The sequence below is a fragment of the Marinobacter sp. MMG032 genome (assembly GCF_040112695.1).
GTDB classification, from domain to species: Bacteria; Pseudomonadota; Gammaproteobacteria; order Pseudomonadales; family Oleiphilaceae; genus Marinobacter; species Marinobacter salsuginis.
The window spans coordinates 2,760,513-2,783,121 of the sequence record NZ_CP157802.1; the positions used below are offsets into that span (position 1 = coordinate 2,760,513).

Annotated in this window: 24 protein-coding genes; 7 read left to right on the plus strand and 17 right to left on the minus strand. The window is 59.2% G+C overall.

Annotation, left to right across the window (positions count from 1 at the left end; all coding sequences use genetic code 11):
- Positions 1–223: 223 nt before the first annotated feature.
- Entirely contained in the window at positions 224–646 is a 423-nt protein-coding gene (locus ABNF92_RS12595; RefSeq protein WP_349342323.1) for an OsmC family protein, read from the minus strand.
- A 265-nt stretch (positions 647–911) separates the two neighbouring features.
- Here ABNF92_RS12595 and crp point away from each other — a divergent pair, with 265 nt between their 5' ends.
- Positions 912–1,553, plus strand: a complete 642-nt coding sequence (gene crp, locus ABNF92_RS12600) for a cAMP-activated global transcriptional regulator CRP (RefSeq protein WP_007153756.1) — start codon at positions 912–914, stop codon at positions 1,551–1,553.
- A gap of 98 nt (positions 1,554–1,651) precedes the next feature.
- On the opposite strand, the gene modC is transcribed toward crp, so the two are convergent.
- From modC to ABNF92_RS12630, 6 genes are all read right to left on the minus strand, one after another.
- On the minus strand, positions 1,652–2,734 hold the full coding sequence (gene modC / locus ABNF92_RS12605) for a molybdenum ABC transporter ATP-binding protein (protein WP_069182109.1): 1,083 nt from the start codon (positions 2,732–2,734) through the stop codon (positions 1,652–1,654).
- Complete coding sequence (gene modB, locus ABNF92_RS12610; protein ID WP_069182108.1) at positions 2,731–3,411, minus strand: molybdate ABC transporter permease subunit; 681 nt, start codon at positions 3,409–3,411, stop codon at positions 2,731–2,733. The genes modC and modB overlap by 4 nt, the downstream gene beginning before the upstream one ends.
- Complete coding sequence (modA, locus tag ABNF92_RS12615; RefSeq protein ID WP_349344087.1) at positions 3,411–4,160, minus strand: molybdate ABC transporter substrate-binding protein; 750 nt, start codon at positions 4,158–4,160, stop codon at positions 3,411–3,413. Before modA ends, modB begins: the two co-directional genes overlap by 1 nt.
- 45 nt (positions 4,161–4,205) lie before the next feature.
- On the minus strand, positions 4,206–5,171 hold the full coding sequence (locus ABNF92_RS12620) for an alpha/beta hydrolase (RefSeq protein ID WP_324140083.1): 966 nt from the start codon (positions 5,169–5,171) through the stop codon (positions 4,206–4,208).
- Complete coding sequence (locus ABNF92_RS12625; protein ID WP_349342324.1) at positions 5,131–6,117, minus strand: sterol desaturase family protein; 987 nt, start codon at positions 6,115–6,117, stop codon at positions 5,131–5,133. Before ABNF92_RS12625 ends, ABNF92_RS12620 begins: the two co-directional genes overlap by 41 nt.
- A gap of 108 nt (positions 6,118–6,225) precedes the next feature.
- The gene (locus tag ABNF92_RS12630; RefSeq protein ID WP_349342325.1) at positions 6,226–6,972 is read right to left on the minus strand and encodes a glutathione S-transferase family protein; all 747 of its coding nucleotides are present in this window, start codon (positions 6,970–6,972) and stop codon (positions 6,226–6,228) included.
- A gap of 139 nt (positions 6,973–7,111) precedes the next feature.
- Between ABNF92_RS12630 and ABNF92_RS12635 the strand changes: the two genes are divergently transcribed.
- Complete coding sequence (locus tag ABNF92_RS12635) at positions 7,112–8,086, plus strand: META domain-containing protein (RefSeq protein WP_349342326.1); 975 nt, start codon at positions 7,112–7,114, stop codon at positions 8,084–8,086.
- Here the strand turns inward: ABNF92_RS12635 and ABNF92_RS12640 are convergent.
- From ABNF92_RS12640 to ABNF92_RS12655, 4 genes are all read right to left on the minus strand, one after another.
- The gene (locus ABNF92_RS12640; protein ID WP_349342327.1) at positions 8,062–8,904 is read right to left on the minus strand and encodes a transporter substrate-binding domain-containing protein; all 843 of its coding nucleotides are present in this window, start codon (positions 8,902–8,904) and stop codon (positions 8,062–8,064) included. The two genes, ABNF92_RS12635 and ABNF92_RS12640, sit on opposite strands and share 25 nt — an antisense overlap.
- A 71-nt stretch (positions 8,905–8,975) precedes the next feature.
- Complete coding sequence (locus ABNF92_RS12645) at positions 8,976–10,034, minus strand: betaine/proline/choline family ABC transporter ATP-binding protein (protein ID WP_349342328.1); 1,059 nt, start codon at positions 10,032–10,034, stop codon at positions 8,976–8,978.
- Positions 10,035–10,044: 10 nt separating this feature from the next.
- Positions 10,045–11,079: an ABC transporter permease subunit gene (locus ABNF92_RS12650; RefSeq protein ID WP_069182102.1), complete on the minus strand. Its 1,035-nt coding sequence runs from the start codon at positions 11,077–11,079 to the stop codon at positions 10,045–10,047.
- Positions 11,080–11,175: 96 nt separating this feature from the next.
- Positions 11,176–12,141, minus strand: coding sequence for an ABC transporter substrate-binding protein (locus ABNF92_RS12655; protein WP_136630029.1), 966 nt, complete (start codon positions 12,139–12,141; stop codon positions 11,176–11,178).
- 299 nt (positions 12,142–12,440) lie between these two features.
- Here ABNF92_RS12655 and ABNF92_RS12660 point away from each other — a divergent pair, with 299 nt between their 5' ends.
- The 4 genes from ABNF92_RS12660 (at position 12,441) to ABNF92_RS12675 (ending at position 15,663) form a co-directional block, all read left to right on the plus strand.
- Positions 12,441–13,541, plus strand: coding sequence for a M14 family zinc carboxypeptidase (locus ABNF92_RS12660; RefSeq protein ID WP_349342329.1), 1,101 nt, complete (start codon positions 12,441–12,443; stop codon positions 13,539–13,541).
- Between the two features lie 41 nt (positions 13,542–13,582).
- Positions 13,583–14,317: an alpha/beta hydrolase gene (locus ABNF92_RS12665; RefSeq protein WP_349342330.1), complete on the plus strand. Its 735-nt coding sequence runs from the start codon at positions 13,583–13,585 to the stop codon at positions 14,315–14,317.
- Positions 14,318–14,408: 91 nt separating this feature from the next.
- Positions 14,409–15,026 carry a glutathione S-transferase family protein gene (locus ABNF92_RS12670; protein WP_222465493.1) on the plus strand — a complete coding sequence of 206 codons (618 nt, stop codon included), beginning with the start codon at positions 14,409–14,411 and terminating at the stop codon, positions 15,024–15,026.
- 25 nt (positions 15,027–15,051) lie between these two features.
- Positions 15,052–15,663: a DUF4202 domain-containing protein gene (locus ABNF92_RS12675; protein WP_349342331.1), complete on the plus strand. Its 612-nt coding sequence runs from the start codon at positions 15,052–15,054 to the stop codon at positions 15,661–15,663.
- A 153-nt stretch (positions 15,664–15,816) separates the two neighbouring features.
- Here ABNF92_RS12675 and trpC read toward each other — a convergent pair whose 3' ends face one another.
- The 6 genes from trpC to rpe form a co-directional block, all read right to left on the minus strand.
- Complete coding sequence (gene trpC, locus ABNF92_RS12680) at positions 15,817–16,638, minus strand: indole-3-glycerol phosphate synthase TrpC (RefSeq protein ID WP_349342332.1); 822 nt, start codon at positions 16,636–16,638, stop codon at positions 15,817–15,819.
- Between the two features lie 166 nt (positions 16,639–16,804).
- On the minus strand, positions 16,805–17,833 hold the full coding sequence (gene trpD / locus ABNF92_RS12685; protein ID WP_108018454.1) for an anthranilate phosphoribosyltransferase: 1,029 nt from the start codon (positions 17,831–17,833) through the stop codon (positions 16,805–16,807).
- An 11-nt stretch (positions 17,834–17,844) separates the two neighbouring features.
- Positions 17,845–18,426, minus strand: coding sequence for an aminodeoxychorismate/anthranilate synthase component II (locus tag ABNF92_RS12690; RefSeq protein WP_136630036.1), 582 nt, complete (start codon positions 18,424–18,426; stop codon positions 17,845–17,847).
- A gap of 16 nt (positions 18,427–18,442) precedes the next feature.
- Positions 18,443–19,930: an anthranilate synthase component I gene (gene trpE, locus ABNF92_RS12695; protein ID WP_349342333.1), complete on the minus strand. Its 1,488-nt coding sequence runs from the start codon at positions 19,928–19,930 to the stop codon at positions 18,443–18,445.
- Positions 19,931–20,162: 232 nt separating this feature from the next.
- Entirely contained in the window at positions 20,163–20,852 is a 690-nt protein-coding gene (locus tag ABNF92_RS12700; protein WP_069182080.1) for a phosphoglycolate phosphatase, read from the minus strand.
- Positions 20,849–21,535: a ribulose-phosphate 3-epimerase gene (rpe, locus tag ABNF92_RS12705; RefSeq protein ID WP_153633980.1), complete on the minus strand. Its 687-nt coding sequence runs from the start codon at positions 21,533–21,535 to the stop codon at positions 20,849–20,851. The genes ABNF92_RS12700 and rpe overlap by 4 nt, the downstream gene beginning before the upstream one ends.
- Positions 21,536–21,652: 117 nt before the next feature.
- Between rpe and ABNF92_RS12710 the strand changes: the two genes are divergently transcribed.
- Positions 21,653–22,606 (plus strand): DUF3530 family protein, encoded by a 954-nt coding sequence (locus ABNF92_RS12710; RefSeq protein WP_349342334.1) that lies wholly within the window; start codon positions 21,653–21,655, stop codon positions 22,604–22,606.
- Positions 22,607–22,609: the final 3 nt, after the last annotated feature.

Below are 22,609 nucleotides of genomic sequence, written 5' to 3' on the forward strand. Positions count from 1 at the left end.
TGAATGACTGCAGAGCTGCATTGCTGCGCTCTGCCGAGGCCGCCACCGACTACTGACCGGGTTGTTCACCTTTTGCGCAGACCGGCGGAGAGGGTGCGTATTATGCACACCGCAAGTGACGTTGAATAGTATTTGCAATGACATTTTAGCATCCGTGATTTCCGCTGCATTCGACCCACGTAATCTGGCCCATGGATGGTGTCGAAGCGCCTTGTCAGGCCTGCTATTCCGCCTCATGCACCTCATAGGTGTGACTGATCTCAACGCCCGCCTTTTCCAGCATGATGGAAGCTGAGCAATATTTTTCTGCCGACAGGCTGACGGCCCGTTTGACCAGGTTCTCCTTGAGGTTTTTGCCGGTTACCACGAAATGCAGGTGAATGCGGGTAAACACGGCGGGCACCGCGTCGGCGCGCTCTGCCACAAGTTCGGCATGGCAGGTGGTCACGTCCTGGCGGCTTTTCTTCAGGATGCTCATGACATCAAACGCAGAGCAGCCTCCCAGACCCATCAGCAGCATTTCCATCGGGCGCGGACCCAGGTTCTGGCCGCCATGGTCCGGTGGACCATCCAGCTGGACACTGTGGCCGCTGCCGCTAGTGGCTTTAAAACTGGCGTTGCCGGTCCAGTCAATGGTTGCTTTCATGGGACGACTCTCCGTTGTAATAAGACGGGACCAACACTTGCGGTGGCCCGGGTGAAAATGATCTGTGACGGGATGCTAGCACAACCGGCCTCGCCAGGCAGGCTGATCCCGGATACATGTTGTATACTCTTTCCGGTTGCCCGCAACAGACCTTCTTGTTATAAGTTGCGCAGTTTTGCAGTAAAAAAGAACGAACCCGCAAGGAAAGCCGGGTGCATAAAAAACATTGGGACCCGCCAGTATCTGAGGAGGCACGACTCGCATTATGGCCACTATCGTCAAGCCGGTTGAGCAGAAAACCAAGCATCTCGACTATTTCCTTTCGCAGTGTCATCGTCGTCGTTACCCAGCCAAGAGCACGATTATCTATGCCGGTGACAAGAGCGATTCACTGTTCTACATCGTCAAGGGATCAGTAACCGTCATCATTGAGGATGATGATGGTCGCGAGATGATCATGGCCTATCTGAACGCCGGCGACTTCTTCGGTGAGATGGGCCTGTTCGACAACATGGATTCCCGCAGTGCCTGGGTGAAGGCCAAAACCGAGTGCGAGGTGGCGGAAATCAGCTACACCAAATTCCGGGAAATCGCCCAGCAGGATCCAAGGGTCCTGTACTTCATTGGCGAACAGATGGCCTCGCGCCTGCGCCAGACTACCCGTAAGGTCGGCGACCTCGCGTTTCTGGATGTCACCGGCCGTGTTGCCCGTACGCTGCTCGACCTGTGTAAGGAACCGGATGCCATGACTCACCCCGATGGTATGCAGATCAAGATCACGCGCCAGGAAATCGGGCGGATCGTCGGCTGTTCCCGGGAGATGGTTGGTCGGGTGCTGAAAACGCTGGAGGATCAGGGGCTGGTGCGCGTCAAGGGCAAGACCATGGTGGTCTACGGCACGCGCTGAGCGTTATTACCGTTCATCCTGTATTTGAAAAGACCGCTATCAACTGCGGTCTTTTTGCGTTTGGCAGCCACCATCCTGGCCGGCTGTGACCGCCAGCGCTACCCTATCACGGCAACGGATTTGATCTGCAACCAGACGTTCATGCCTGGCTCAAGGCCGAGCTGGGCGACGGCCCTGGAGGTCAGTCTTGACAATATTGGCGTCGGTCCTGCCAGAAGTCGCACCAGGCTGATGCCAGGAGCAATATCCGGGTCGATCTGGTCGATGACCGCAGGCACCAGGTTCTGGATGCTCTGGTCGGAATTTTCGCTCAGGGCCAGACTGACGTCCCGGGCCAACACTCGAACCCGAACGCGGTCTCCGGGCTTTACGCGATGCTCACACCGTAACCAGAGCTGGCCGCCCTCGAACCGGAACAGTGCCAGGTGCCAGTGATCGTCAAGTTCGATAATCTGGCCTTCCAGCAAGGCACCAGCGTCGTCCTGAACGCGAAAAGGATTATCGATGCCTGCCAGTGTTTCCCGCAGTGGCCCCTGGGCAACCACACGACCTTCCTCCAGCATCACAATATGATCCGCCAACCGGGCAACTTCTTCGGTTGAATGGGAAACGTAGATGATCGGAATGGCCAGCGTATCGTGCAGTCGTTCAAGATACGGGAGAATTTCCTGTTTGCTGTTGAGGTCCAGGGCGGACAACGGCTCATCCATCAGCAACAGCCGGGGACTGGTCAGCAGAGCCCTGGCGATTGCCACCCGCTGGCGTTCACCTCCAGAGAGGCCGACAGGCATGCGGTCCAGGTGTGATTCCAGGCCAAGCCAACGTACTGCCTCGTCGAACCCGATCTGCCGGTCGCCAGCCGGGATGCGCCGGTACCCGAATTCCAGGTTCCTGCGCACGTTCAGGTGAGGGAACAGGTGGGTTTCCTGGAATACATAAGCCAGAGGCCGTTTATGGACTGGTCGAACGAACGTCTCGGTTTGCCAGGGTTCGCCGAGAACGGTCATGGAACCCGGGGCACTTTGCAGGCCCGCCATGCACCGTAGCAGGGTGGTTTTGCCACACCCGGAGTGCCCGAACAGCGCGGAGATGCCTGTGCCTGGCAGGGTTATGTCAACGTCCAGGCTGAAGCCGGGGAACGTGCATTGGAAGCGGGCGTCGATGGTGCTGGAGGCGGTCATCTGATCGCTCCGGAGCGGGCTTTGCCGTTCAGCGCATAGAGCGTTACCAGAACCACGAATGAAAACACCACCATGCCGGCGGACAGCCAATGGGCCTCGGTGTATTCCAGCGACTCCACATGGTCGTAGATGGCAACCGACAGTACCTTGGTTTCACCCGGAATGTTGCCGCCGATCATCAGGATCACCCCGAACTCGCCAATGGTATGGGCGAAGGTTAATACGGCTGCGGTCAGGAAGCCGTTCCGGGCCAGGGGCACGGCAACGAACAGAAACCGGTCCCAGGGCGCTGCGCGGAGAGTGGAAGCAACCTCCAGGAAACCTTCCCCGACGGCCTCGAACGCGTTCTGAAGGGGCTGGACGGTGAAGGGCAGGGAATAGATGACCGACGCGACCACCAGACCCTCGAAGGTAAACGGCAGCAGACCGATACCCAACGACTGGGTCAGTTGGCCAACCCAGCCTTCCGGCCCCATGACCAGTAACAGATAGAACCCCAGCACAGTGGGCGGAAGAACCAGGGGCAGTGCTACGACGGCCGCAATCGGTTGACGAAGCCAGTGTCGGGTTCGCGCCAGCCACCAGGCAATGGGGGTGCCGATCAGTAAAAGCAGCAGGGTTGTCGTCGTGGCCAGCCTGAGTGTCAGCCAGACCGGGTCCCAGTAGGTTTCAAGCATCAGTTGGCCGTGTCGTACCCGTAGTTTCGGATGATGGTGGTTGCGGTGTCTGATTTCAGGAAATCCATCCAGGCCTTGGCCGCGGCTTTGTCTGCACCGTGTTGCAACAGGATGGCCTGTTGGTCAATGGGCTGATAATAGGCCTCGGGTATGTGCCACAGTGTGCCATCATCTTCGTGCCAGGCCTTGATTTGGGACAGGGCCACGAAGCCTGCCTGGGCGTTGCGGCTGACCACAAACTGGAAAGTCTGGGCGATGGAGTCCCCCCGGACCAGTTTGTGTTGCAGGGCCTCCCAGTGATTCAGGTGCTCCAGAACCTGTTGTGCAGCAAGACCGTAGGGAGCGGTTTTCGGGTTGGCAATGGCCAGCCGCGAAAACGGCTGGCGGGCAAGATAGTCTTCGGCATTGCCAAAGGCGGCGACCGTGGGGCTCCACAGCGCCAGTTTGCCCCGGGCGTAGGTGAAGCGGGTGCCAGGAACGCCCGCCTGTTCTTCCTCAATCAGTGCCGGTCGCAGAGCGTCTGCGGCCATGAAAACATCAAACGGGGCGCCATTTTTGATCTGGGCGTAAAGCTTGCCCGTGGAGCCGTAGCTTGCTGAAACGGTATGACCGGTTTCGGTTTCAAAGCGCTTGGCCAGTTCCCGGGTGGTGTCGGTAAAGTTGGCGGCGACGCCGAGACTGACCTCGCCCGCCACTGCTCCGGCAATCGCGGAGCCGGACAGCACAAACAGTATTAGGGTACGGAAGATCCTGCGGCCTCGAGGATAACCCACACAACATCCTTATTCGTTCAATCATTGATGGCAAGTGTCCGGGAGTGACATCCCTGGTTGCTCTGACGTCCACGGCGACTCCGAGGTCAGGCACAGGGACCGGAGATACTCCCAGACCTCCTCCCGGTTGGTTTCGTTGAGCATCTCATGACGCCCGCCTTCAAACAATCGCAGGGTCACATGCTCCACCCCCGCTTCGCGGATTGTCTGGAAATGTCGGCGTACGCCACGTCCCATCTCACCAACCGCATCTGCGGTGCCGGAAAACAGGTGCACGGGAAGATCTTTCCGGAAGGCAGACGGCGCAAGCGCTAGCATACCACCAATAAAGTCCCACCAGAGGCCAACCGTGCAATCGAAACCGCACAGGGGGTCGGCAACGTAGCGGTCCACCTGGTCCGGATCGCGGCTGAGCCAGTCGGCCCCGGTTCGGTTCGGGCGGAACTTGCGGTTGAACTGCTCGAAGGTCATTCGGGCCACCAGGCCGCTGCGGTGCCGCTTGCCACGAACCAGACGAATCAGGCCGATCAGGGTCCTGGACGCCAGGAGGTGGCCCCGGTCAATCCGGTTGGTGGCGCTGAGAATCAGGGCGTCCAGCTGGTCGCCATGGGTCTGGGCATAGGCCTGGGCGATAAAGGAACCCATGCTGTGGCCCAGCAGGTTGACTGGCAGCCGCGGGAATTGCGCGCGGGCGTGTTGAACAACCAGGTGCAGGTCGGCAAGCACACAGGCCCAGCCACCCTGGTCGGAATAGTGTCCCAGGCTCTCGGGAGGGCAACTCCGACCATGGCCGCGGTGGTGGTAGGTGATGACCGCAATGCCGTTTTCGCCAAGCCAGTGGGCCAGTGGTTGGTAACGGTCGCCGTGTTCGGCCATGCCATGGCTGATGATGAGAATGGCGCTTGGTGTCGCCGGGGTAAAGACTGTCCCGGTTATCGTGTGGTCATCACCGGCGTTCAGCGTCAGGGGATGTTCGTTGATTGTCACGGCCCGTTTCCTTGTTATTTTTCACTGTGGCCGGGCGTTGCCACTCCGGCGGTTTCCATAGGTGGGTGAGGCGAGACAATAATCCGCCTGGCTGTGCCATGTCGCGGAACAGGTCCACGTATTCGTGGGTCCAGAGCACAATCAGGTTGTTGGAGCGGATGGGCCGAGTGATGCCATACTCGGGCGGATGCTGGGCGTCTTCGTCAACAAACGTGCCGAACAGCCGATCCCAAAGGATCAGGGTTCCGCCATAATTACGGTCGATGTAGCCGGGATTGCGGCCATGATGAACCCGGTGGTGACTCGGGGTGTTGAAAACAAGTTCAAGCCAGCGGGGCAGCTTCCCGACCAGTGTGGTGTGAATGAAGAACTGGTACACCAGTGACAGTGCATAGGCCACACCGATCCAGACAGGGTTGAGCCCCAGCAGTGCCAGGGGCAGATAGAAAATCCACATGCCGTTGAAAATGTTGGTGGCATTCTGGCGCATGGCGGTGGAGAAGTTCATCCGCTCGGAGGAATGGTGCACCACATGGGCGGCCCAGAACCAGCGTACCCTGTGACTGGCCCGGTGCATCCAGTAGAAACAGAAATCCACGCCCACAAAGGTCAGCAGGACCGTGAACCCGTTCAGCTCCAGGTCAAATAGCCGATAGTGATAGCACAGGGCGTAGACAGGAAACGCAATCAGCCCGGCGAAGAGCAGCTCTGTAACCTGATAGCCGGCACCCAGGGCGAAGTTGCGGATCGCTTCACGGGTATCCATCAGCCGCGGATCGTGGCGAATCTTCAGGTATTCCCAAAGTGTGACGGCCACGAAGACGGGGGTGGCGATCACAAAGATCAGCTGCCGTTCATCCAGCGCCAGCCAGGGAGAGGCCGCCTTCCAGAGGGCAAGCAGGCCGCTTTCTTCCAGTACGGCCAGCATCATGTCGGTCAGAGCCATCGAATTCCTGCCGGGTTCCATTGGTAACAGGACCATTCTCGCACGCAGCTGGGCCAACGGAATGTCGGTTCACGCCAGATTGGCTGGCGATTTCCGACAGGATCCGATTCAGTCTGGCCGGCGATTATCACTGTAGACTTTTTCCAGAGCCCGGATCTGCGGTTGCCACTGGTCCAGCCAGGTCTTGATGTCTTTGGGAATCCGGGCAGGTTTCGGCCAGGGAACCGGGTACTGCGCTGGCTGGAACATGGGTGCAAACAGGGCGGCGGCCGTGAGGTCGGCGCGGGTGAATTGATTGCCTACCAGGAACGGGCGCTCGGCATAGATCGCTGCCAGCTCGGTGAGAAGATCCTCCATGACCTGCCTGGATTTTTCTGAAGTTTTCTCGTTGATCTTCATCCACTGACGCATCACTTCATCAACTCGGCTGAACGCCAGGCTGAGCAGAATCCTGTTGTAGAAGGGCGTGCCGGCAGCCAGCATGGGCACTACGATTTTGGGTCGCTGCAGGAAGTGGTGGTAGGAGTAGCAGCGAATGGCGGGCCCCGCTTCTTCGTCCAGTCGCCGTTCCCAGACCAGCGCCTGCTCGCGAAGGTCCGGATCCTCCGGTGTCAGGGAATGCTCGGGAAAGGCCTGATCCAGGTAATCCAGGATGGCCGCCGAGCCCTGGACCACCTGACCATCGTGCTCCAGCACCGGGACCGAAGAAGCCTGGCCGGTCAGCTTCCGGATGGTCTTTACATGCTGTCCGGGCAGCAGGTTTACCGTTTCGTAGTTCAGCCCCTTGTATTCCAGGGCCCAGCGAATTTTCTCGCAGTAGTGGGAAATGGCAAATTGGTACAGTTTCAGTGCCATGGGCTTGTCTCCTCGGTTCAGCGTTCTAGCATACTGTCGGTTAGGCGCGAGAAGAAGCCTCGTCGAATACTCGCGGTGGCCTCTCCAGTCGTTGGGTTCTAGAATGTAGTCCGAAAACATGCCTACAAGGGAACTGACCATGCACTCACGACGAGTATTGATGTTGTCCGTCGTTACGGCCTCGGGCCTTGCTCTTTCCGCCTGCTCCGCTCTACCTGAAACCAGTCAGCCGGTTTCCGGAAGCTATGCCTGCGGGCAACTTGATATTGCCGTATCCGGGAGCGAGGACAGCGATCTGATCAGTGTGGACTATCTGGATCGGCGGATTTTGCTCAAGCCGGAAGTGAGCGCGTCGGGGGCTTTGTATGTTGCCCCGGGTGATAACCAGACCCGTTTCTGGAACAAAGGTGAGAAAGCGACCCTGACCATACGTGGGCAGACTTACCCGGAGTGCCTGCAGCCAGGTGATCTGGAAATGCCATTCGAGGCGAGGGGCAATGAGCCTTTCTGGCACGCGACGATTGAGGGCGGCGAGCTTTTGTTAACACGTCCTTTCGAGGAACAGGGCACCCGCCGTGTTCCGGTTGAAGTGAAAACAGCCAACCGCCACGGGCGGGAATTTACGGCAACACTGGATGACCTGCCCATCACGCTCACGGTGGCCCGGCAGCTTTGCGAAGACAGTATGTCCGGAGCGCAATACCCGGCACAGGTGCGCCTGACGGTCGGCAATGATGAATACACCGGGTGTGGCGGGGATCGGCAACGGCTCTTGCGCGGTGCGGTCTGGGTTGTCGAGGATCTTGCCGGCGCCGGCATCATCGATCGGTCGCGGATCACCATTGAGTTTCTTGAGGACAACCGGATGGCCGGTCGAGCCTCGTGCAACCGTTACACCGGCAGCTACCAGCTCAGGGGCGAGGGCATCGCAATCGGACCCGTCGCATCGACCCGCATGGCCTGCGCGCCCGCGCTGATGAACCAGGAGGATCGGTTCCTCAGCCTGCTGGATCAGGTGAGTTCAGTGCGTATCGGGAAACATGGTGAGCTGCTTCTGTCGACGGCCGACGGCAAGACAATCAAGGCGTTTCAGTCCGACCACGATACGCCGTAGCGAGCCAGGATCTCTGATACCCGCCCGCTCCTTTGCAGTGCTCTTGCACCTTCAGACAGGAGTGCTGCGAGCTGGGTGGAATCACGGCCGACCGGTGAAAACGCCACGTAGATCGGTGACTCGTGGATTACCGCAGCCATTCTCAGGCTCTCGGTGTCGCCTACCTGCTGCAACTGCCAGTTCATCACGTACCGATCCTCCGGGAATACGTCAGACCGCTGCTGATGCAGGAGTTCTATTGCCCTGCTGAGTGGTGCCGGGCCCGACAGTACCCAGACCCGTTCGGGGTCATCCTGGTGGCGCTCGATATATCGGTCCAATACCGGCGAATAGGCATAGCCATTGATTGCAAGCAGTGTGAGCTCGCTGAGCGACTCTATGCCACCGTACTGCCAATCGTTGTCCGGGTGAGTGTAAAGCGCAATCGTTGAGTAGCCGGTTGCGGCGTCGGGGAATACAAAGTCCGGTGCGTCCCCCGGAAGGGCCCCGACAACAGCATCAATATAGCCGTCCCGGGCCTGTTGCAGGGCCCGAGCCCAACTCATGTTGACATACTCCACATCGATACCTGCCAGGCTGAACGCTTCCCTGGCGATATCGATCATGTAGCCTTCGTGCTCGGAACCGGCCTCACAATTATGGGGGCACCACGGATCGGCGGCGATGACAACGCGCTGGCGCGGATTTGAGGGTGCCGGTGCCGCGGGAGCGGTCTTCGTTGCCTTTGCTGCTGTTTCAGGAACCAGTGGTGGCGGGTCCTCTGGCTGCGAGCAGGCGACAAGAAAGAACGCAATGAAAAGAGCCAGGGTTTTTGCCATGGTAATAAAACCGGGATGCCGATACCGTCGGCTTTCCCTGAAGCATAGACCCTGGATGTCGTTTTGTAATGCTAGGCCGCGGTTTTGTCCCGTTCGGCAGATGCCGCGGTTGGCACGAGCGCCTTGGCCAGATCCTCCATGTGCAGGGTGCCAACGTGCTGCCCGTCCCGCACAACCCGGAAATTCAGGGACATGTCACCATCCGATTTCAGCAGAATCGACTCAAGATTGTCTTTTTCCGAGATATCGCCGGCAAACTCTGAGTCAGCGTCGTCCGGCGGGCTCATCACAGAACGAACCCTGAGCACCCGCGCCCGGTTGATATCGCTGATGAAGTCGACAATGTAGGGGTCGCCGGGATTGAGCAGAATCTCCTGGGGATCGCCCTGTTGTACCACCTCACCGTCTTTCAGAATGACCAGGTGGTCCGCCAGCTTCAGGGCTTCATCCAGATCGTGGGTGATAAATACGATGGTTTTCTGCAACTCTTCCTGCAGCTCCAGTAACAGATCCTGCATGTCGGAGCGAATCAGCGGGTCCAGTGCCGAGAAGGCTTCGTCCATCAGCATGATCGGGGCATCGGACACCAGGGCTCGGGCGATACCCACGCGCTGCTGCATGCCACCTGACAACTGGTGCGGATACTGGTATTCATTGCCTTCCAGGCCAACCCGCGCGAGCCATTTCCGGGCATCGGCCTCAAAGTCCGCGGTTGTGTAGCCGCGAATGTCCTTGGCCATGCCGGCGTTCTCGAGCACGGTTTTGTGGGGCAGCAGTGCAAACTTCTGGAATACCATCGACATCCGCTCACGACGCAGCTTTCGAAGCTGCTCCTCGGTGTAGCTCATGATGTCTTCACCGTCGACATGGATTTCGCCAGCGGTGGGGTCGATCAGCCGGTTCAGGTGGCGGATCAGAGTGGATTTTCCGGAGCCGGACAGGCCCATGATGACGGTGATCTCGCCATCGTGCATATCGACGTTGATATCCCGAAGGCCGAGGACGTGTCGCTGCTGTTCCAGCAACTCGGCTTTGCCCATGCCCTTGCGAACGTGCTCCAGGGCAACATCCGGGGTCGGGCCGAAGATCTTGTAAAGGTTTCGGATCGAAATCTTGATGTCTTTTGCCATGGGGCGTTCCTCACTGCTTCTGAGAGACGTTGATTCGTGCCAGGGACGCCTTGGTTACCCGGTCGAGAATAACCGCCAGGATAACGATGCCAAGGCCGGATACCAGGCCAACACCCAGTTCCAGGTTGCGGATACCCCGAAGTACCAGAACGCCAAGCCCGGGCGCCGATACCAGGGATGCGATGACGACCATGGCAAGACTCATCATGATGGTCTGGTTGACCCCGGCCATGATGTTGGGCAGCGCCAGCGGGATCTGTACCTTGTAGAGTTTCTGTCGGGGCGTCATGCCAAAGGCGTCTGCAGCCTCAATCACGTCTTTGTCCACCAGGCGGATGCCCAGATTCGTCAGCCGGATTACCGGAACTATGGCGTAGAGGATGATGGCGATACCGTACAGCTTCGATTCGGTGACACTGAACAGGAAGATAAGCGGGATCAGGTACACGAAAGGTGGCAGTGTCTGCAGCATGTCCAGAATCGGCACGATCATGCGCTGCAAGGTGTTGCTTCGTGCCATGGCGATGCCTATGGGAACCCCCAGTAACACGCACAGGAAGGCGCATACAAAGATGATCGCGAGGGTTTGCATGGCGTAATCATAATGGTCGATAAACGCCAGCAACACGATACTGCCGCCGACGAAGAGCATCAATTTCCAGGATTTTGTGACCAGGTAAACAACCGCCAGTAACAGTGGAATCACGATCCACCAGGGCGTGTTCAGCATGGCGTAAAGCGCCCCGTCCAGGAACCAGCTGAGTGGCTGGGTTATTGGATCTAGAACCAGGCTCAGACTGTCCTTTACGGCCAGAAATCCCTGCTCCAGACCCTTGGTGAGTTCCCGGGACTGGGGAAAAGCGGCACAGGATTCGTTCAGTGCGTCCATGGATGGAAACGGGAGTTCCCATATTGAGGCCGGCTCGGCGCTCTCTCCCTTGTTTTTATTCAGCAAATCGGCCATCGACATAGGGCCGCTGCTCTGGCCTTCCGAACACCACTGCTCGAGGCCCAGTGATGAAAAAAGTGAATCGTAGGTTGCCATGGGCAGTCAGTCTCTCCTGCGCGCGTCTGAAATCAGAACGGTTGTCGGGAAACGGCCCGGGACATCCCAGCGGGTGTCCCGGGCGGGGCAGGTCGATCAGTTAAGAACGTTGGCCAACCGCTCTCTCGCAGAGTCGTTGAGCCAGGTTGACCACTCGTCGCTGTTATTGGTGAGGTAGTAAACTGCAGCTTCTTCGCCGGAGGCGTTGTTCGCGTCCATCCAGGCCAGAATGCCGCTCATGGTCTCGGTTTTGAAGGTCAGCTTGCTGAGCATCTCGGCAACTTCCGGCTCGCGGTCTTTGAAGTCAGTGGTTACCGACGTCAGGATCGTGGCCGCGGGGAAGTCGGAAACACCCGGGTTTTCAGCATCCGGTGTCTGGTTTTTCTGGTGAACGTCCGGCTTGACTTCGCCCAGGTCAACCCGGGTCATGTCGTACTTGCCGAGTGGGACCGTGGGACCCCAGTAGTAGCCGAACCAGGGTTCTTCGTTCTGGACGGCAGACGCCATTGATGAGGCCAGAGTCTCACCGGAACCATGGTTGAAGACGTCAATGCCGGATTCTTCCAGATCCAGGGCACGAATCAGGTTGTCGCTGACAACACGGCAGCCCCAGCCGTCCGGGCAGTTGTTGAAACGGCCGCCAACGAGCTCGGGGTTGGCCATCACGCCTTCGATGGTTTTCAGTTCCGGGTGCTCTTCCGCAAGGTAAGTCGGAATCCACCAGCCTTCAACGCCGCCCGGATCCAGAACTTTGCCGAGGCGTTCGACCTTGCCCTGCTCTTCAAGGCGCAGGTAGGCCTCGCCCGCGGAGTTGAGCCACAGCTCGGTGACGATGTCGGGCTCGCCATTCTCGGCAACCGAGGTGACAGCCGGGACGGTATCGGAAGGGACAATGGTGACGTCACAGCCGTAACCCTGCTCCATGATAAAGGTGGCCACGTTGGTGACGACCGTATTGGATGCCCAGCCCATTTCGGTGATGGATACTTCGCCGCAATCAGCCTGGGCGGCGACGGGTACGGATAGCGCGCAAAGCAGTGCAGCAGACTTTAGCTTTCGCATAGTCACTTCTCCTTCTTCAGGGTTTGTGATTTTTGAAGGGTGTGGTCGGTGTTAGTTCCGATACAGGGGTGCCGCGATCCGGACGGATCGGGAGAACAGCCGTTTTATGGTCGCTGTTATGGTCGAACAAATCAGAATATCTCGGTTAATACCTAATATTAGGATAACGAACCTCAGCTTAGTTACAAGGGCGTATTCCAAATGTATCTATAAAACAGACAGATTATGCGCTCCGATAGCTGTCAATAAGCTGTAGCAATCAGCGGCTACACTCCGCGGATCTGATACCGGAGATTGCCATGACAGAGCTGCGCGACCTGACGCCTCACACGTCGATTACCCAGGAGCAGGGCAGCCGTGATGGTCGCCAGCGGAGACTGTTACGAACCTTTCTCCCGGAGCTGATCGGCCTTGAACGTCTGCTGGCAGAGGCACCGGAACTCGTAACCACGCAAGTGCTTGATTGCATTGCCCTGAAGGATTTATCGCTACCCATCTACCGAGTCGACATCGGCTCATCCCGAGCGGATGTGCCGGCGGTATTGATTGTGGGGGGCGTGCATGGGCTGGAGCGAATTGGCAGTCAGGTGGTGATGGCGTGGCTGAAGTCGCTGCTCGCCCGGGTAACCTGGGACGAGCATCTGGCCGGATTGCTGCAGAAAGTACGCATTACCCTTTTGCCGATTCTCAATCCGGGCGGCATGTACCTGAACCAGCGCAGTAATCCCAATGGTGTGGATCTGATGCGCAACGCGCCGATTACTGCCCAGGACCGCAGTGTGTTCCTGCTCGGGGGGCAGCGCATCTCCCCCCGCCTGCCGTGGTACACCGGCGATCCGGAGCAGGGCATGGAGCCTGAAAACCAGGCGCTGGAGGCCGTGATAGAGGAATTATTGCCCGGCCGACCGTTTAGCGTGGCGCTGGACTGTCATTCCGGTTTCGGTATGCAGGACCAGATCTGGTTTCCTTATGCCTACCGGCGGCGACCGATGCGCCGGATTGCTTCGGTCATGGCGCTGAAACTGATCTGGGAGCAGGCTTATCCCAACCACGATTACCGGTTTGAGCCCCAGTCCCGGCATTACCTGACACACGGTGATTTATGGGACTACTTCTACAAGCAGGTCAATCGTGAAAATGCCGGGGTTTTTCTGCCTCTCACCCTGGAAATGGGGTCCTGGCGATGGATCCGCAAGCGCCCGCGCCAGTTGCTTCGACTGGATGGCTTTTTCAACCCCCTGGTTCCCCATCGCCACAAGCGGGTTTTACGCAGCCACCTGGCCTGGATGGATTTTCTGGTTAACGCCGCGGCCAGCCATGAGAACTGGTTGCCGGTTCGCGAAGAGGAGTCCATGCTGAGGGAAGCCGCGATCATGCACTGGTATCGCGATTCGAATTAGCGATTCGGTGGGCCCGGGCACTCATCAAACGGAACACTTGTATGCACTGGATTCTGTTGCGGGGGCTGACGCGGGAACACGCGCACTGGGGAAACTTTCCGTCCCGTCTGCGTGAGGCGTTTCCCGATCAACTTTTCCATACGGTCGATCTGCCCGGAACGGGAGTGCACTATCTGGAAAACAGCCCGTCAACCGTGGCCGCTATCCGGCAGAAGGTCTCCAGGCAGGTCAGCCATATTCCCGGTCCCTTCAGCGTCCTGGCACTCTCGATGGGCGGCATGGTGGCCCTTGATTGGGCCCAGCATGTCCCCGAGGGTCAGATTCAGAACCTGGTGCTGATCAATACCAGTTCGGGTTTCAGTCCACCCTGGCAGCGCATGCGGCCGGGCGCCTGGCCTCGGGTGCTACGACTCATGGGGCGCAGAGAGCTGTTTGATCGCGAGCGGGACATCCTCAGACTTACTTCCAATCGAGAGGTCCCCTTGTCACTGGCAAAGCAGTGGTACAGCATTCAGCGACGACGCCCTGTCAATCCCCGGAACGCCCTCAACCAGTTGACGGCGGCCGCCCGCTACAAGCCTGATGAAAAACGACCGATGCCAGACGCTCTTTTGCTGGCCAGTCGGGGTGATCGCATTGTTCACTGGCGCTGCAGTGCCGCGCTGGAAGAACGCTGGCAATGGACCATGAAACTGCATCCTGATGCCGGGCATGATCTCCCGCTGGACGACCCGGAGTGGATTATCCAGCAGCTCCGAAACTGGCTGCCCCGGTAACGCCGGTTGCTTGACGCAACTCTTCTTTCCCGTCAGTCTTCTCGTTTTGAACCACCAAAGCCGTCATTGATAAGGAACGGAGCCCATAATAATGAAAATCTTCGAAACCAAAACCGCCCCCAACCCGCGTCGTGTCCGTATGTTCATGGCTGAGAAGGGGTTGCTGGACAAGGCCGAATTCATCGAAATCGACCTGCAGAAGGGTGAAAACCTGACCCCCGAATTTGTTGCTCGAAACCCGATGAAGAAAGTGCCGGTAATGGAGCTCGATGACGGCACCTGCATCGCCGAGACCATGGCCATCTGCCGTTATTTCGAGGAAAGCTACCCGGATACACCGAGCCTTCTCGGTGATACTCCGCTCGAAAAGGCGCAGCTTGAGCAATGGCTGCGGTGGATTGAGCTGTTCTTCTTCATGCCTACCGGCATGTGCTTCCAGCACACCACCGGCTACTTCAAGGACCGGATGAACCCGATCAAGGAGTGGGGAGAAGAGTGCGGCAAGAGTGTCGAGAAGTTCATGCATTTCCTCGACAAGCAACTGGCTGGCAAGGAATACATCTGCTGCGATCGATTTACAGCTGCTGATATCAACGCCTTCACAACAGTGGCCTTTGCCCGAGTAGTAGGTATCCGGATCCAGCCGGAGCAGACCAATCTGCAGGCCTGGTACGACCGAATCAAGGCCCGCCCCTCGGCCCAGGCCTGAGGTCGTAAGCGAAAGAGAGACGTAAATGACCACAATGGATTCAAGACTCCAGTGCGCGCTGGCGGCGATCGACACAGCAAACCAGGCCGATCCCAAGCTGGAACCCTTTAGCGACGAACACCTGCCGAAGGAATACGCTTACAGCCTGCACATGACCCGCTGGCTGTTCGAGCTTGAATCCGACCCTTCCGAACGCATGCAGATCGCCTGCCGGGCCCAGCACATTGAGCGCTGGACCATGCCCCGGAAGGACTATCCGGAAGGCCGTAAAGCCTATTATCAATGGCGCCAGGCCTGTGGCCGGATGCATGGCCGGCGGGCGGCGGAGATCATGGCGGAGTGCGGTTATCCGCAGGAGGAGTGTGAGCGGGTGGAGACCATTCTTACCAAGCGGGAGCTAAGGCAGGATGCCGATACGCAACTCCTGGAGGACGTGGCCTGCATGGTGTTCCTGGAGAAGTACTTCGCGGATTTCTATGAGGAAAAGGCGGACTACGACCGGGAAAAGTGGTTACGCATTGTCCGCCGGACCTGGGGCAAGATGTCGCCCCGTGGGCACGAGGCAGCACTCAAGCTGGCCGAGGGCATGCCGGCGCATCTTCTGGAACTTTTGCAGGAGGCTTTGGCCGAAGCCTAGTATCAATTGCCTGCTGCGTACTTTTGTGCACAGTCCAGCGGGTACGACCTGCCAAAATACGCTGTAAATACGTCCATGTACGCTCGGCTCCGCCATCCATGGCTCCGCACGATTTTGGCAGGTCCCTCCCGCCGGCCTGTTTATAATTGGGAGTTAGCCTTGAGAAAAAAACATTTCTCGCAGTTTTGAGCCAGGCTCCTCGGCACGCATAAACGATTCGCCCACAAGGAAACCGTAGATCCCACGGTTGGTCATGGCCTCGACGTCATTGCGGCTCATGATGCCACTTTCCGTAATGGTAAGCCGGTCCTGGGAGATCCGCTCATGCAGATCAAACGTGGTGTCCAACGACACATCAAAGGTATGCAGGTTCCGGTTGTTGATGCCGACCAGAGGCGTCGTCAGCGTCAACGCATCGTCCAATTCCTCACCATCGTGCACTTCAACTAATACATCCAGGCCGATCTCATGGGCAATGCCTTCGAGTTCCTGCATCTGGTCTTTGGTCAGACAGGCGGCAATCAGCAGGATGCAGTCGGCGCCAATGGCCCGGCTTTCATAGACCTGGTAGGGCGCCACCATGAAATCCTTGCGAATTACCGGCAGGCTGCAGGCATTGCGGGCGGCGACCAGATAGTCCTCGTGGCCCTGGAAGAAGTCGCGGTCGGTGAGTACCGACAGACAAGCGGCGCCGCCGATTTCGTAGCTCTCGGCAATAACGGCCGGCTCGAACGGATCCCGCAGAATGCCCTTGCTGGGTGACGCTTTCTTGATCTCGGCGATAACAGCGGGAGTCTGCTGTTCAATCCGGCGGCGCAGAGCGTTGGCAAAGCCTCTGGCTGCAGGTTGATCCCCGGCCATGGCTTTCAGGTCTGCAATGGAAAACCTCGGTTTCCGCTCGTCGATCTCTTCCCACTTCCGATCAACAATCCTGCGAAGAATCGTAGGCGTCTTATCCAGATGTCGTTCAGTCATTAGCGGCCTGCAAGTAGTTAGCGAGAGCCGGTGGGGCAGGGCTTGCCAAAACTGTCGTCAGCCATGGATGGCTGACGCCAAGCCCTACAGGGACGTATTCACGGGCGTGTTTTGGCAAGCCCTGCCCCACCGGGTCGTCCTGCCGAAATCCGGCAGTCTTATCCGATCAAAAGCACTGTGAAAAATCAGCCAGCTCCGACATCTTGCCGGCAGCGAGGCCGGAGCCCATGGCGTCCAGGGCCATATCCACACCTTCTTTCGGCGTCTTGGCCAAACCAGCGACGTAGATGGCTGCGCCGGCGTTCAGGGCAATCAGGTCCCGGGCTTTCTCGGCCATTTCGTCGTGACCACGACCGAAAGCTGCCTTTATCAGCTTTAAGGAATCGTCGGCGGTGTCCACGGTCAGGCCCACCAGAGCCTGGCTCTTGATGCCAAGATCCTCCGGGGTGATGTCGTATTCGGTGACCTTGCCGTCTTTCAGTTCCGCCACGTGGGTGGCGCTGGCCAGGCTGATCTCATCCAGGCCGTCTTTGGAGCAAACCACCATGATGTGCTCGGCCCCAAGGCGATGCAGCACCTCCGCCATGGGGCGGCAGAGTTCCCGGTTGAACACGCCCACCAGTTGGCGCTTGACGCCCGCCGGGTTGGTCATGGGTCCCAGGATGTTGAAAATGGTCCGGCAACCCAACTCTTTGCGGGGGCCGATGGCGTGTTTCATGGCGCCGTGGTGAGCGGGAGCGAACATGAAGCCGACACCGATTTCCTCGACGCAGCGGGCCACTTCCTCCGGTTTCATGCTCAGGTTGATACCCAGCTTTTCCAGCAAGTCGGCACTGCCGCTCTTGGACGAGACCGCCCGGTTACCATGCTTGGCCACAAAGCCGCCGGCAGCGGCTACCACAAACGAGGCAGCGGAAGACACGTTGAAGAGGTTGGCACCATCGCCGCCGGTGCCAACGATGTCCACCAGAGGTTCGGCCTTGACCGTTACCTTGGTGGCCAGTTCGCGCATGACCTCGGTGGCGCCGGTAATTTCATCGATGGTTTCGCTCTTGAGACGCAACCCCATGAGAAACGCGCCAATCTGGGCGTCCGTGGCCTCGCCATTCATGACAATACGCATCACGTCCTTCATCTCTTCCCGGGACAGGTCCAGGTTGGAGGCAATGCGGTTGAGAGCTTCTTTCATGTCCATGTGTCGGCCTCTTATTGTGATCTCAGAAAGTTGCGCAGCAGTTCGTGGCCCTGTTCCGTCATAATAGACTCCGGATGGAACTGCACGCCCTCAATGGGCAGCGTCTTGTGGCGAACCCCCATGATTTCCTCGATGGAGCCGTCGTCGTTGCGGGTCCAGGCGGTCACTTCCAGGCAGTCCGGCAGGGTGGTCTTGTCGATGACCAGGCTGTGGTAGCGGGTGGCCTGCAGCGGGTTGCTCAAGCCCCGAAATACGCCGGTGTCCTTGTGGAAGACCGGGGACACCTTCCCGTGCATGACCCGGCCGGCCCGGATAACGTCACCGCCGTAGACCTGGCCTATGGCCTGGTGCCCCAGGCAGATCCCCAGGATCGGCAGCTTGCCGGCAAAGTGCCGGATGGCCTCCATGGAGATGCCGGCCTCGTTCGGAGTACAGGGGCCAGGGGAAATCACCAGCCGTTCCGGGTTCAGTTCCTCGATCTGTTCTATGGTAATTTCATCGTTCCGGTACACCTGCACATCGGCGCCCAACTCGGCCAGATACTGCACCACGTTGTAGGTGAAGGAATCGTAGTTATCGATCATCAGCAACATAATCCGTTCCTCCGCCTCAGTGGTCGAAATCGTTGTAAGTCATGGCCACTGCCCGGAAAATGGCGCGGCCCTTGTTCATGGTTTCCTTCCACTCGAGGCGGGGCACCGAATCGGCCACCACGCCGGCGCCGGCCTGGATGTGCAGGGTGTTGTCCTTGATTACGGCGGTACGGATGGCGATAGCCGTGTCCATGTTGCCGTTGAACGACAGATAGCCCACGGCGCCACCGTAGACCCCACGCTTCACCGGCTCCAGTTCATCGATGATTTCCATGGCCCGGATCTTGGGCGCGCCACTGAGGGTGCCGGCGGGCAGGGTGGCCCGAAGCACGTCCAGGCAGCTGGTGTTGTCTTTCAGCCGGCCGGTGACGTTCGAAACAATGTGCATCACGTGAGAGTAGCGCTCGACAATCATTTTATCGGTGAGCCGGACCGTGCCGGTTTCCGATACCCGGCCGGCGTCGTTGCGGCCCAGGTCGATCAGCATCAGGTGCTCGGCAATCTCTTTCGGGTCGGCAAGCAGTTCCGCTTCCAGGGCCTTGTCCTCGGCATCGGTGGCGCCGCGCTTGCGGGTACCGGCGATGGGGCGAACGGTGACTTCCTCGTCCTCCACCCGGGCCAGGATTTCCGGGGAGGAGCCAACGATGTGGAAGTCCTCCAGATCCAGGAAGTACATGTACGGTGACGGGTTCAGCACCCGAAGTGAGCGGTACAGGTTGAGCGGCGGTGCTTCGAAGGGAATCGACATGCGCTGGGAAATCACCGTCTGCATGACATCGCCGTCGAGCACGTAGCCCTTGATCTTGTCCACGGCCGCTTCGAATTTGTCCTGGGTAAAGCCGGAGACGAAGTCGCTCTCGTCCACGGCTTTGCCGCGAAGGTGTTGAGGCGTGCGCGGCGCGTCGGCGGTTTGCCGATGCAGGTGCTTCTCCAACTCATCAATGCGGCTGTGTGCCTTCTCGAAGGCGCCCTCAACGGCCGGGTCAGCATGGACAATCAGGTGCAGTTTGCCACGCAGGTTGTCGAACACGACGATCTCGTTGGACACCATCAGCAGAATGTCCGGCGTGCCGATCTTGTCCGGTGGACAACTTTGGCGCAGGCGCTTTTCGATGTAGCGCACGGTGTCGTAGCCGAAGTAGCCTACCAGGCCACCGTTGAACCTGGGTAGCTCGCCCAGGTCGGGCGCGTGGAAGCGCTTCTGGTAGGCCTCGACAAACGCCAGAGGGTCGTCGACTTCTTCGGTTTCGACGATCTCGCCGCCGCGGCTGATCTCCACCCGGTGGTCAAAAACCTTTAGCACTTCATGACTGGGCAGGCCGATGATGGAATAACGGCCCCATTTCTCGCCGCCCTGAACGGACTCGAACAGATAGGAATACGGCCCGCTGGCGAGCTTGAGGTAGGTGCTCAGAGGCGTATCGAGGTCGGCCAGAACCTCGCGGTACACAGGGATGCGGTTAAAGCCGGCGTTGGCGAGCTCGGAGAATTGCTCGGGTGTCATGGTACGGTTTCCTGAAATCTGATCTGCATTGTGGACGGAAGCCAGTGCTTCCATCAGGTGCTGCGGGCTCGACGGGCAGGAGCCGGTCGGCCGCCGGGCTTGCTCAGCCGGTGCGCCATCGCCACCATCGTGTTGCGCGGGTTGTCAGGATGCCTCGCGCTGCAGTCAGATTCAGTCCCTGCACGGCAGGAATCTCCCGTAAAGAAGTGCTCAATGTAAGTTCCTTGTGAGATTACAAAAGCTCGGCCAGCGAATCAACAACCGCATCCGCGCCCAGGGTATCTACGGCTGGCCCATAATTGTAGCCGTAGCGGACCGCCACGCAGGGAATGCCCGCTGCCAGTGCGGCGTTAATATCCGCCCCGGAGTCGCCCACCATTACCGTGGTTCCCCGGGTTCCCCCCAGCGTCTCCATGGCATGAAGCAGGGGCGTCGGGTCCGGTTTCTTGACCGGCAGGGTGTCACCACCCACGGTCAGATCAAACCAGTGGTCCAGCCCCATCTGTTCAAGCAGCGGCGCCACAAACTGTTCCGGCTTGTTCGTGACAATGCCCAGCCGGCAGCCCTGGTTTTTCAGATGTGTGAGACAGGCCTCGACGCCGGCATATACCACCGAATGCCGGCCATTGATGGTGCCATAGGCGTGATAGAAGATTGCCAGGGCATCGTTGAACAGGGCATCGTCTTTCGGCCGCGCCGGTTCCCAGTCCACCTGGCCTGCCAGGGCCCGGCGCACAAGCACACTGGCGCCGTTGCCGACCCAATTCCGCACCCGGTCAATCCCGGCGGGGGAGCGGCCAAGATGCTCGAGCATCTGATCAATCGCTGCCGCAAGATCCGGCGCGCTGTCCACCAGGGTGCCGTCCAGATCGAACAGGGCAACCCCTGGCCAGCGGGCGTTGAACAAACCCGCCAGGCTCATTGGCTGATCACCCTGCGGGCCTGCTCCAGCTCTTCGCGCATGGCGTCGATGGTGGCCTTGTAGTCGTCCGTATTGAAGATGGCGGAACCGGCCACGAAGGTGTCGGCACCGGCCTCGGCGATTTCCCGAATGTTCTCGGTCTTCACGCCGCCGTCGATTTCCAGGCGGATGTTGTAGTTGCTGGCATCGATGCGTTTGCGGGCTTCCCGGAGCTTGTCGAGGGTGCCCGGTATAAACTTCTGGCCGCCGAAACCGGGGTTCACGGACATCAGCAGTACCATGTCCAGCTTGTCCATCACATGATCCATGTAATGCAGGGGCGTGGCCGGGTTGAACACCAGGCCGGCCTGGCAGCCACCATCGCGGATCAGTTGCAGTGACCGGTCAATGTGATTGGTCGCTTCCGGGTGGAAAGTAATGTAACTGGCGCCGGCGTCGATAAACATACGGATCAGGTCGTCCACCGGCGATACCATCAGATGGACATCGATGGGGGCGGTCACGCCATGCTTGCGCAGGGCCTCGCAGACCATGGGGCCAATGGTGAGATTGGGCACGTAGTGATTGTCCATGACATCGAAGTGCACGACATCTGCGCCAGCGGCCAGCACGTTGTCGACTTCCTCGCCAAGGCGGGCAAAATCGGCGGACAGGATGGATGGGGCAATCAGGTAAGGGTTCATGACGGCTCTCTCACAACAATGGATAATGGCGTGGTCAGCGGTCCCTGCCGCACATTCAGGATGGCTGCTAGTCTAACAGCTCAGTCGCGTTTTTTCGCAGTCAAAGGATCAGTATCTGTGCAGAGATTCGAGTTTTACCGGCCGGTCGTGTTCCGGTCTGTCATCCTGGCCCTGATGTTTGCCGTGCCCTCGGCTGTCTTCGGCCAGGAAGAGGGTGATCAGGCCGCCGAGCCTGGAGATTCGGCGGCGCCGGCTACCGATTCTGCAAGCCGGGCCCTGGTCTGGACGGGCACCGGGGAGCGCTCCCTTAACCAGAGCTTTCCCGAGGCGGCGGTATGGCTGGAACTTGAGGAGGGGGACCGGGCGCTGGGGCTGTTCTATCCGGAAGCCCGGCTGCCGGCCCGTGGTGCCGTGCTGGCTCTGTCGGACGAGGGCGAAACCGCCGCCTCCGGCGTGACCGGAGCGCTGGCGGCGGGGCTGGCTTCGCGGGGATGGGCCGTGCTCACGCTGGGCCTGGAATCGCCTTCACCGGTACTGAGTGAGATCCTGATGCGGCCGGTGTCAGAGAAACCGGCGGCTGAAGCGGATGCAGAGGAGCAGCAAGCATCAGAATCGGTCATGATTGACGTCATGGCCTCAGAGAGCGCCGACGATCTCGAGGCGCGCTACAGAAGTCGAATCAACCAGATGCTCGCGGCCGGACTGGCTCTTCTGGTGGAGCGGGGCTATGAGGCTCCGGCTGTTCTGGGAGTCGGGCGGGCCAGCATACACGTGACCAACCAGGTGTTGGAGGGTGGCAATGCTTCTGCGCTTGTCTGGGTGGCTCCGCAGTTTTACCCGGTCGACAGGCCAGATCTGCCGGAACGTCTCGAGTCGCTGGGCACGGAATTGCTGGAGCTGTATCCCTCCGGAGACGTTGATGATCGATCAGGTTGGAGTGTTGGCATGAGGTTGCGTCGGGCCGGGATGAGTGGCTTTGAGCGACAGCCGGTGCCCTGGCTCACACCCGCACCCGGAACTCTGGGCGATACGGTCGCCAGCCGCGTTGCCGCCTGGCTTGAGTCCCGCTAGGCG

What these genes read in the sequence shown, in the direction of transcription:
- ABNF92_RS12595 (WP_349342323.1), bottom strand. Translation starts at nt 646, where the DNA reads ATGAAAGCAACCATTGACTGGACCGGCAACGCCAGTTTTAAAGCCACT.
- crp (WP_007153756.1), top strand. Translation starts at nt 912, where the DNA reads ATGGCCACTATCGTCAAGCCGGTTGAGCAGAAAACCAAGCATCTCGAC.
- modC (WP_069182109.1), bottom strand. Translation starts at nt 2,734, where the DNA reads ATGACCGCCTCCAGCACCATCGACGCCCGCTTCCAATGCACGTTCCCC.
- modB (WP_069182108.1), bottom strand. Translation starts at nt 3,411, where the DNA reads ATGCTTGAAACCTACTGGGACCCGGTCTGGCTGACACTCAGGCTGGCC.
- ABNF92_RS12625 (WP_349342324.1), bottom strand. Translation starts at nt 6,117, where the DNA reads ATGGCTCTGACCGACATGATGCTGGCCGTACTGGAAGAAAGCGGCCTG.
- ABNF92_RS12630 (WP_349342325.1), bottom strand. Translation starts at nt 6,972, where the DNA reads ATGGCACTGAAACTGTACCAATTTGCCATTTCCCACTACTGCGAGAAA.
- ABNF92_RS12635 (WP_349342326.1), top strand. Translation starts at nt 7,112, where the DNA reads ATGCACTCACGACGAGTATTGATGTTGTCCGTCGTTACGGCCTCGGGC.
- ABNF92_RS12640 (WP_349342327.1), bottom strand. Translation starts at nt 8,904, where the DNA reads ATGGCAAAAACCCTGGCTCTTTTCATTGCGTTCTTTCTTGTCGCCTGC.
- ABNF92_RS12645 (WP_349342328.1), bottom strand. Translation starts at nt 10,034, where the DNA reads ATGGCAAAAGACATCAAGATTTCGATCCGAAACCTTTACAAGATCTTC.
- ABNF92_RS12650 (WP_069182102.1), bottom strand. Translation starts at nt 11,079, where the DNA reads ATGGCAACCTACGATTCACTTTTTTCATCACTGGGCCTCGAGCAGTGG.
- ABNF92_RS12655 (WP_136630029.1), bottom strand. Translation starts at nt 12,141, where the DNA reads ATGCGAAAGCTAAAGTCTGCTGCACTGCTTTGCGCGCTATCCGTACCC.
- ABNF92_RS12660 (WP_349342329.1), top strand. Translation starts at nt 12,441, where the DNA reads ATGACAGAGCTGCGCGACCTGACGCCTCACACGTCGATTACCCAGGAG.
- ABNF92_RS12665 (WP_349342330.1), top strand. Translation starts at nt 13,583, where the DNA reads ATGCACTGGATTCTGTTGCGGGGGCTGACGCGGGAACACGCGCACTGG.
- ABNF92_RS12670 (WP_222465493.1), top strand. Translation starts at nt 14,409, where the DNA reads ATGAAAATCTTCGAAACCAAAACCGCCCCCAACCCGCGTCGTGTCCGT.
- ABNF92_RS12675 (WP_349342331.1), top strand. Translation starts at nt 15,052, where the DNA reads ATGACCACAATGGATTCAAGACTCCAGTGCGCGCTGGCGGCGATCGAC.
- trpC (WP_349342332.1), bottom strand. Translation starts at nt 16,638, where the DNA reads ATGACTGAACGACATCTGGATAAGACGCCTACGATTCTTCGCAGGATT.
- trpD (WP_108018454.1), bottom strand. Translation starts at nt 17,833, where the DNA reads ATGGACATGAAAGAAGCTCTCAACCGCATTGCCTCCAACCTGGACCTG.
- ABNF92_RS12690 (WP_136630036.1), bottom strand. Translation starts at nt 18,426, where the DNA reads ATGTTGCTGATGATCGATAACTACGATTCCTTCACCTACAACGTGGTG.
- trpE (WP_349342333.1), bottom strand. Translation starts at nt 19,930, where the DNA reads ATGACACCCGAGCAATTCTCCGAGCTCGCCAACGCCGGCTTTAACCGC.
- ABNF92_RS12700 (WP_069182080.1), bottom strand. Translation starts at nt 20,852, where the DNA reads ATGAGCCTGGCGGGTTTGTTCAACGCCCGCTGGCCAGGGGTTGCCCTG.
- rpe (WP_153633980.1), bottom strand. Translation starts at nt 21,535, where the DNA reads ATGAACCCTTACCTGATTGCCCCATCCATCCTGTCCGCCGATTTTGCC.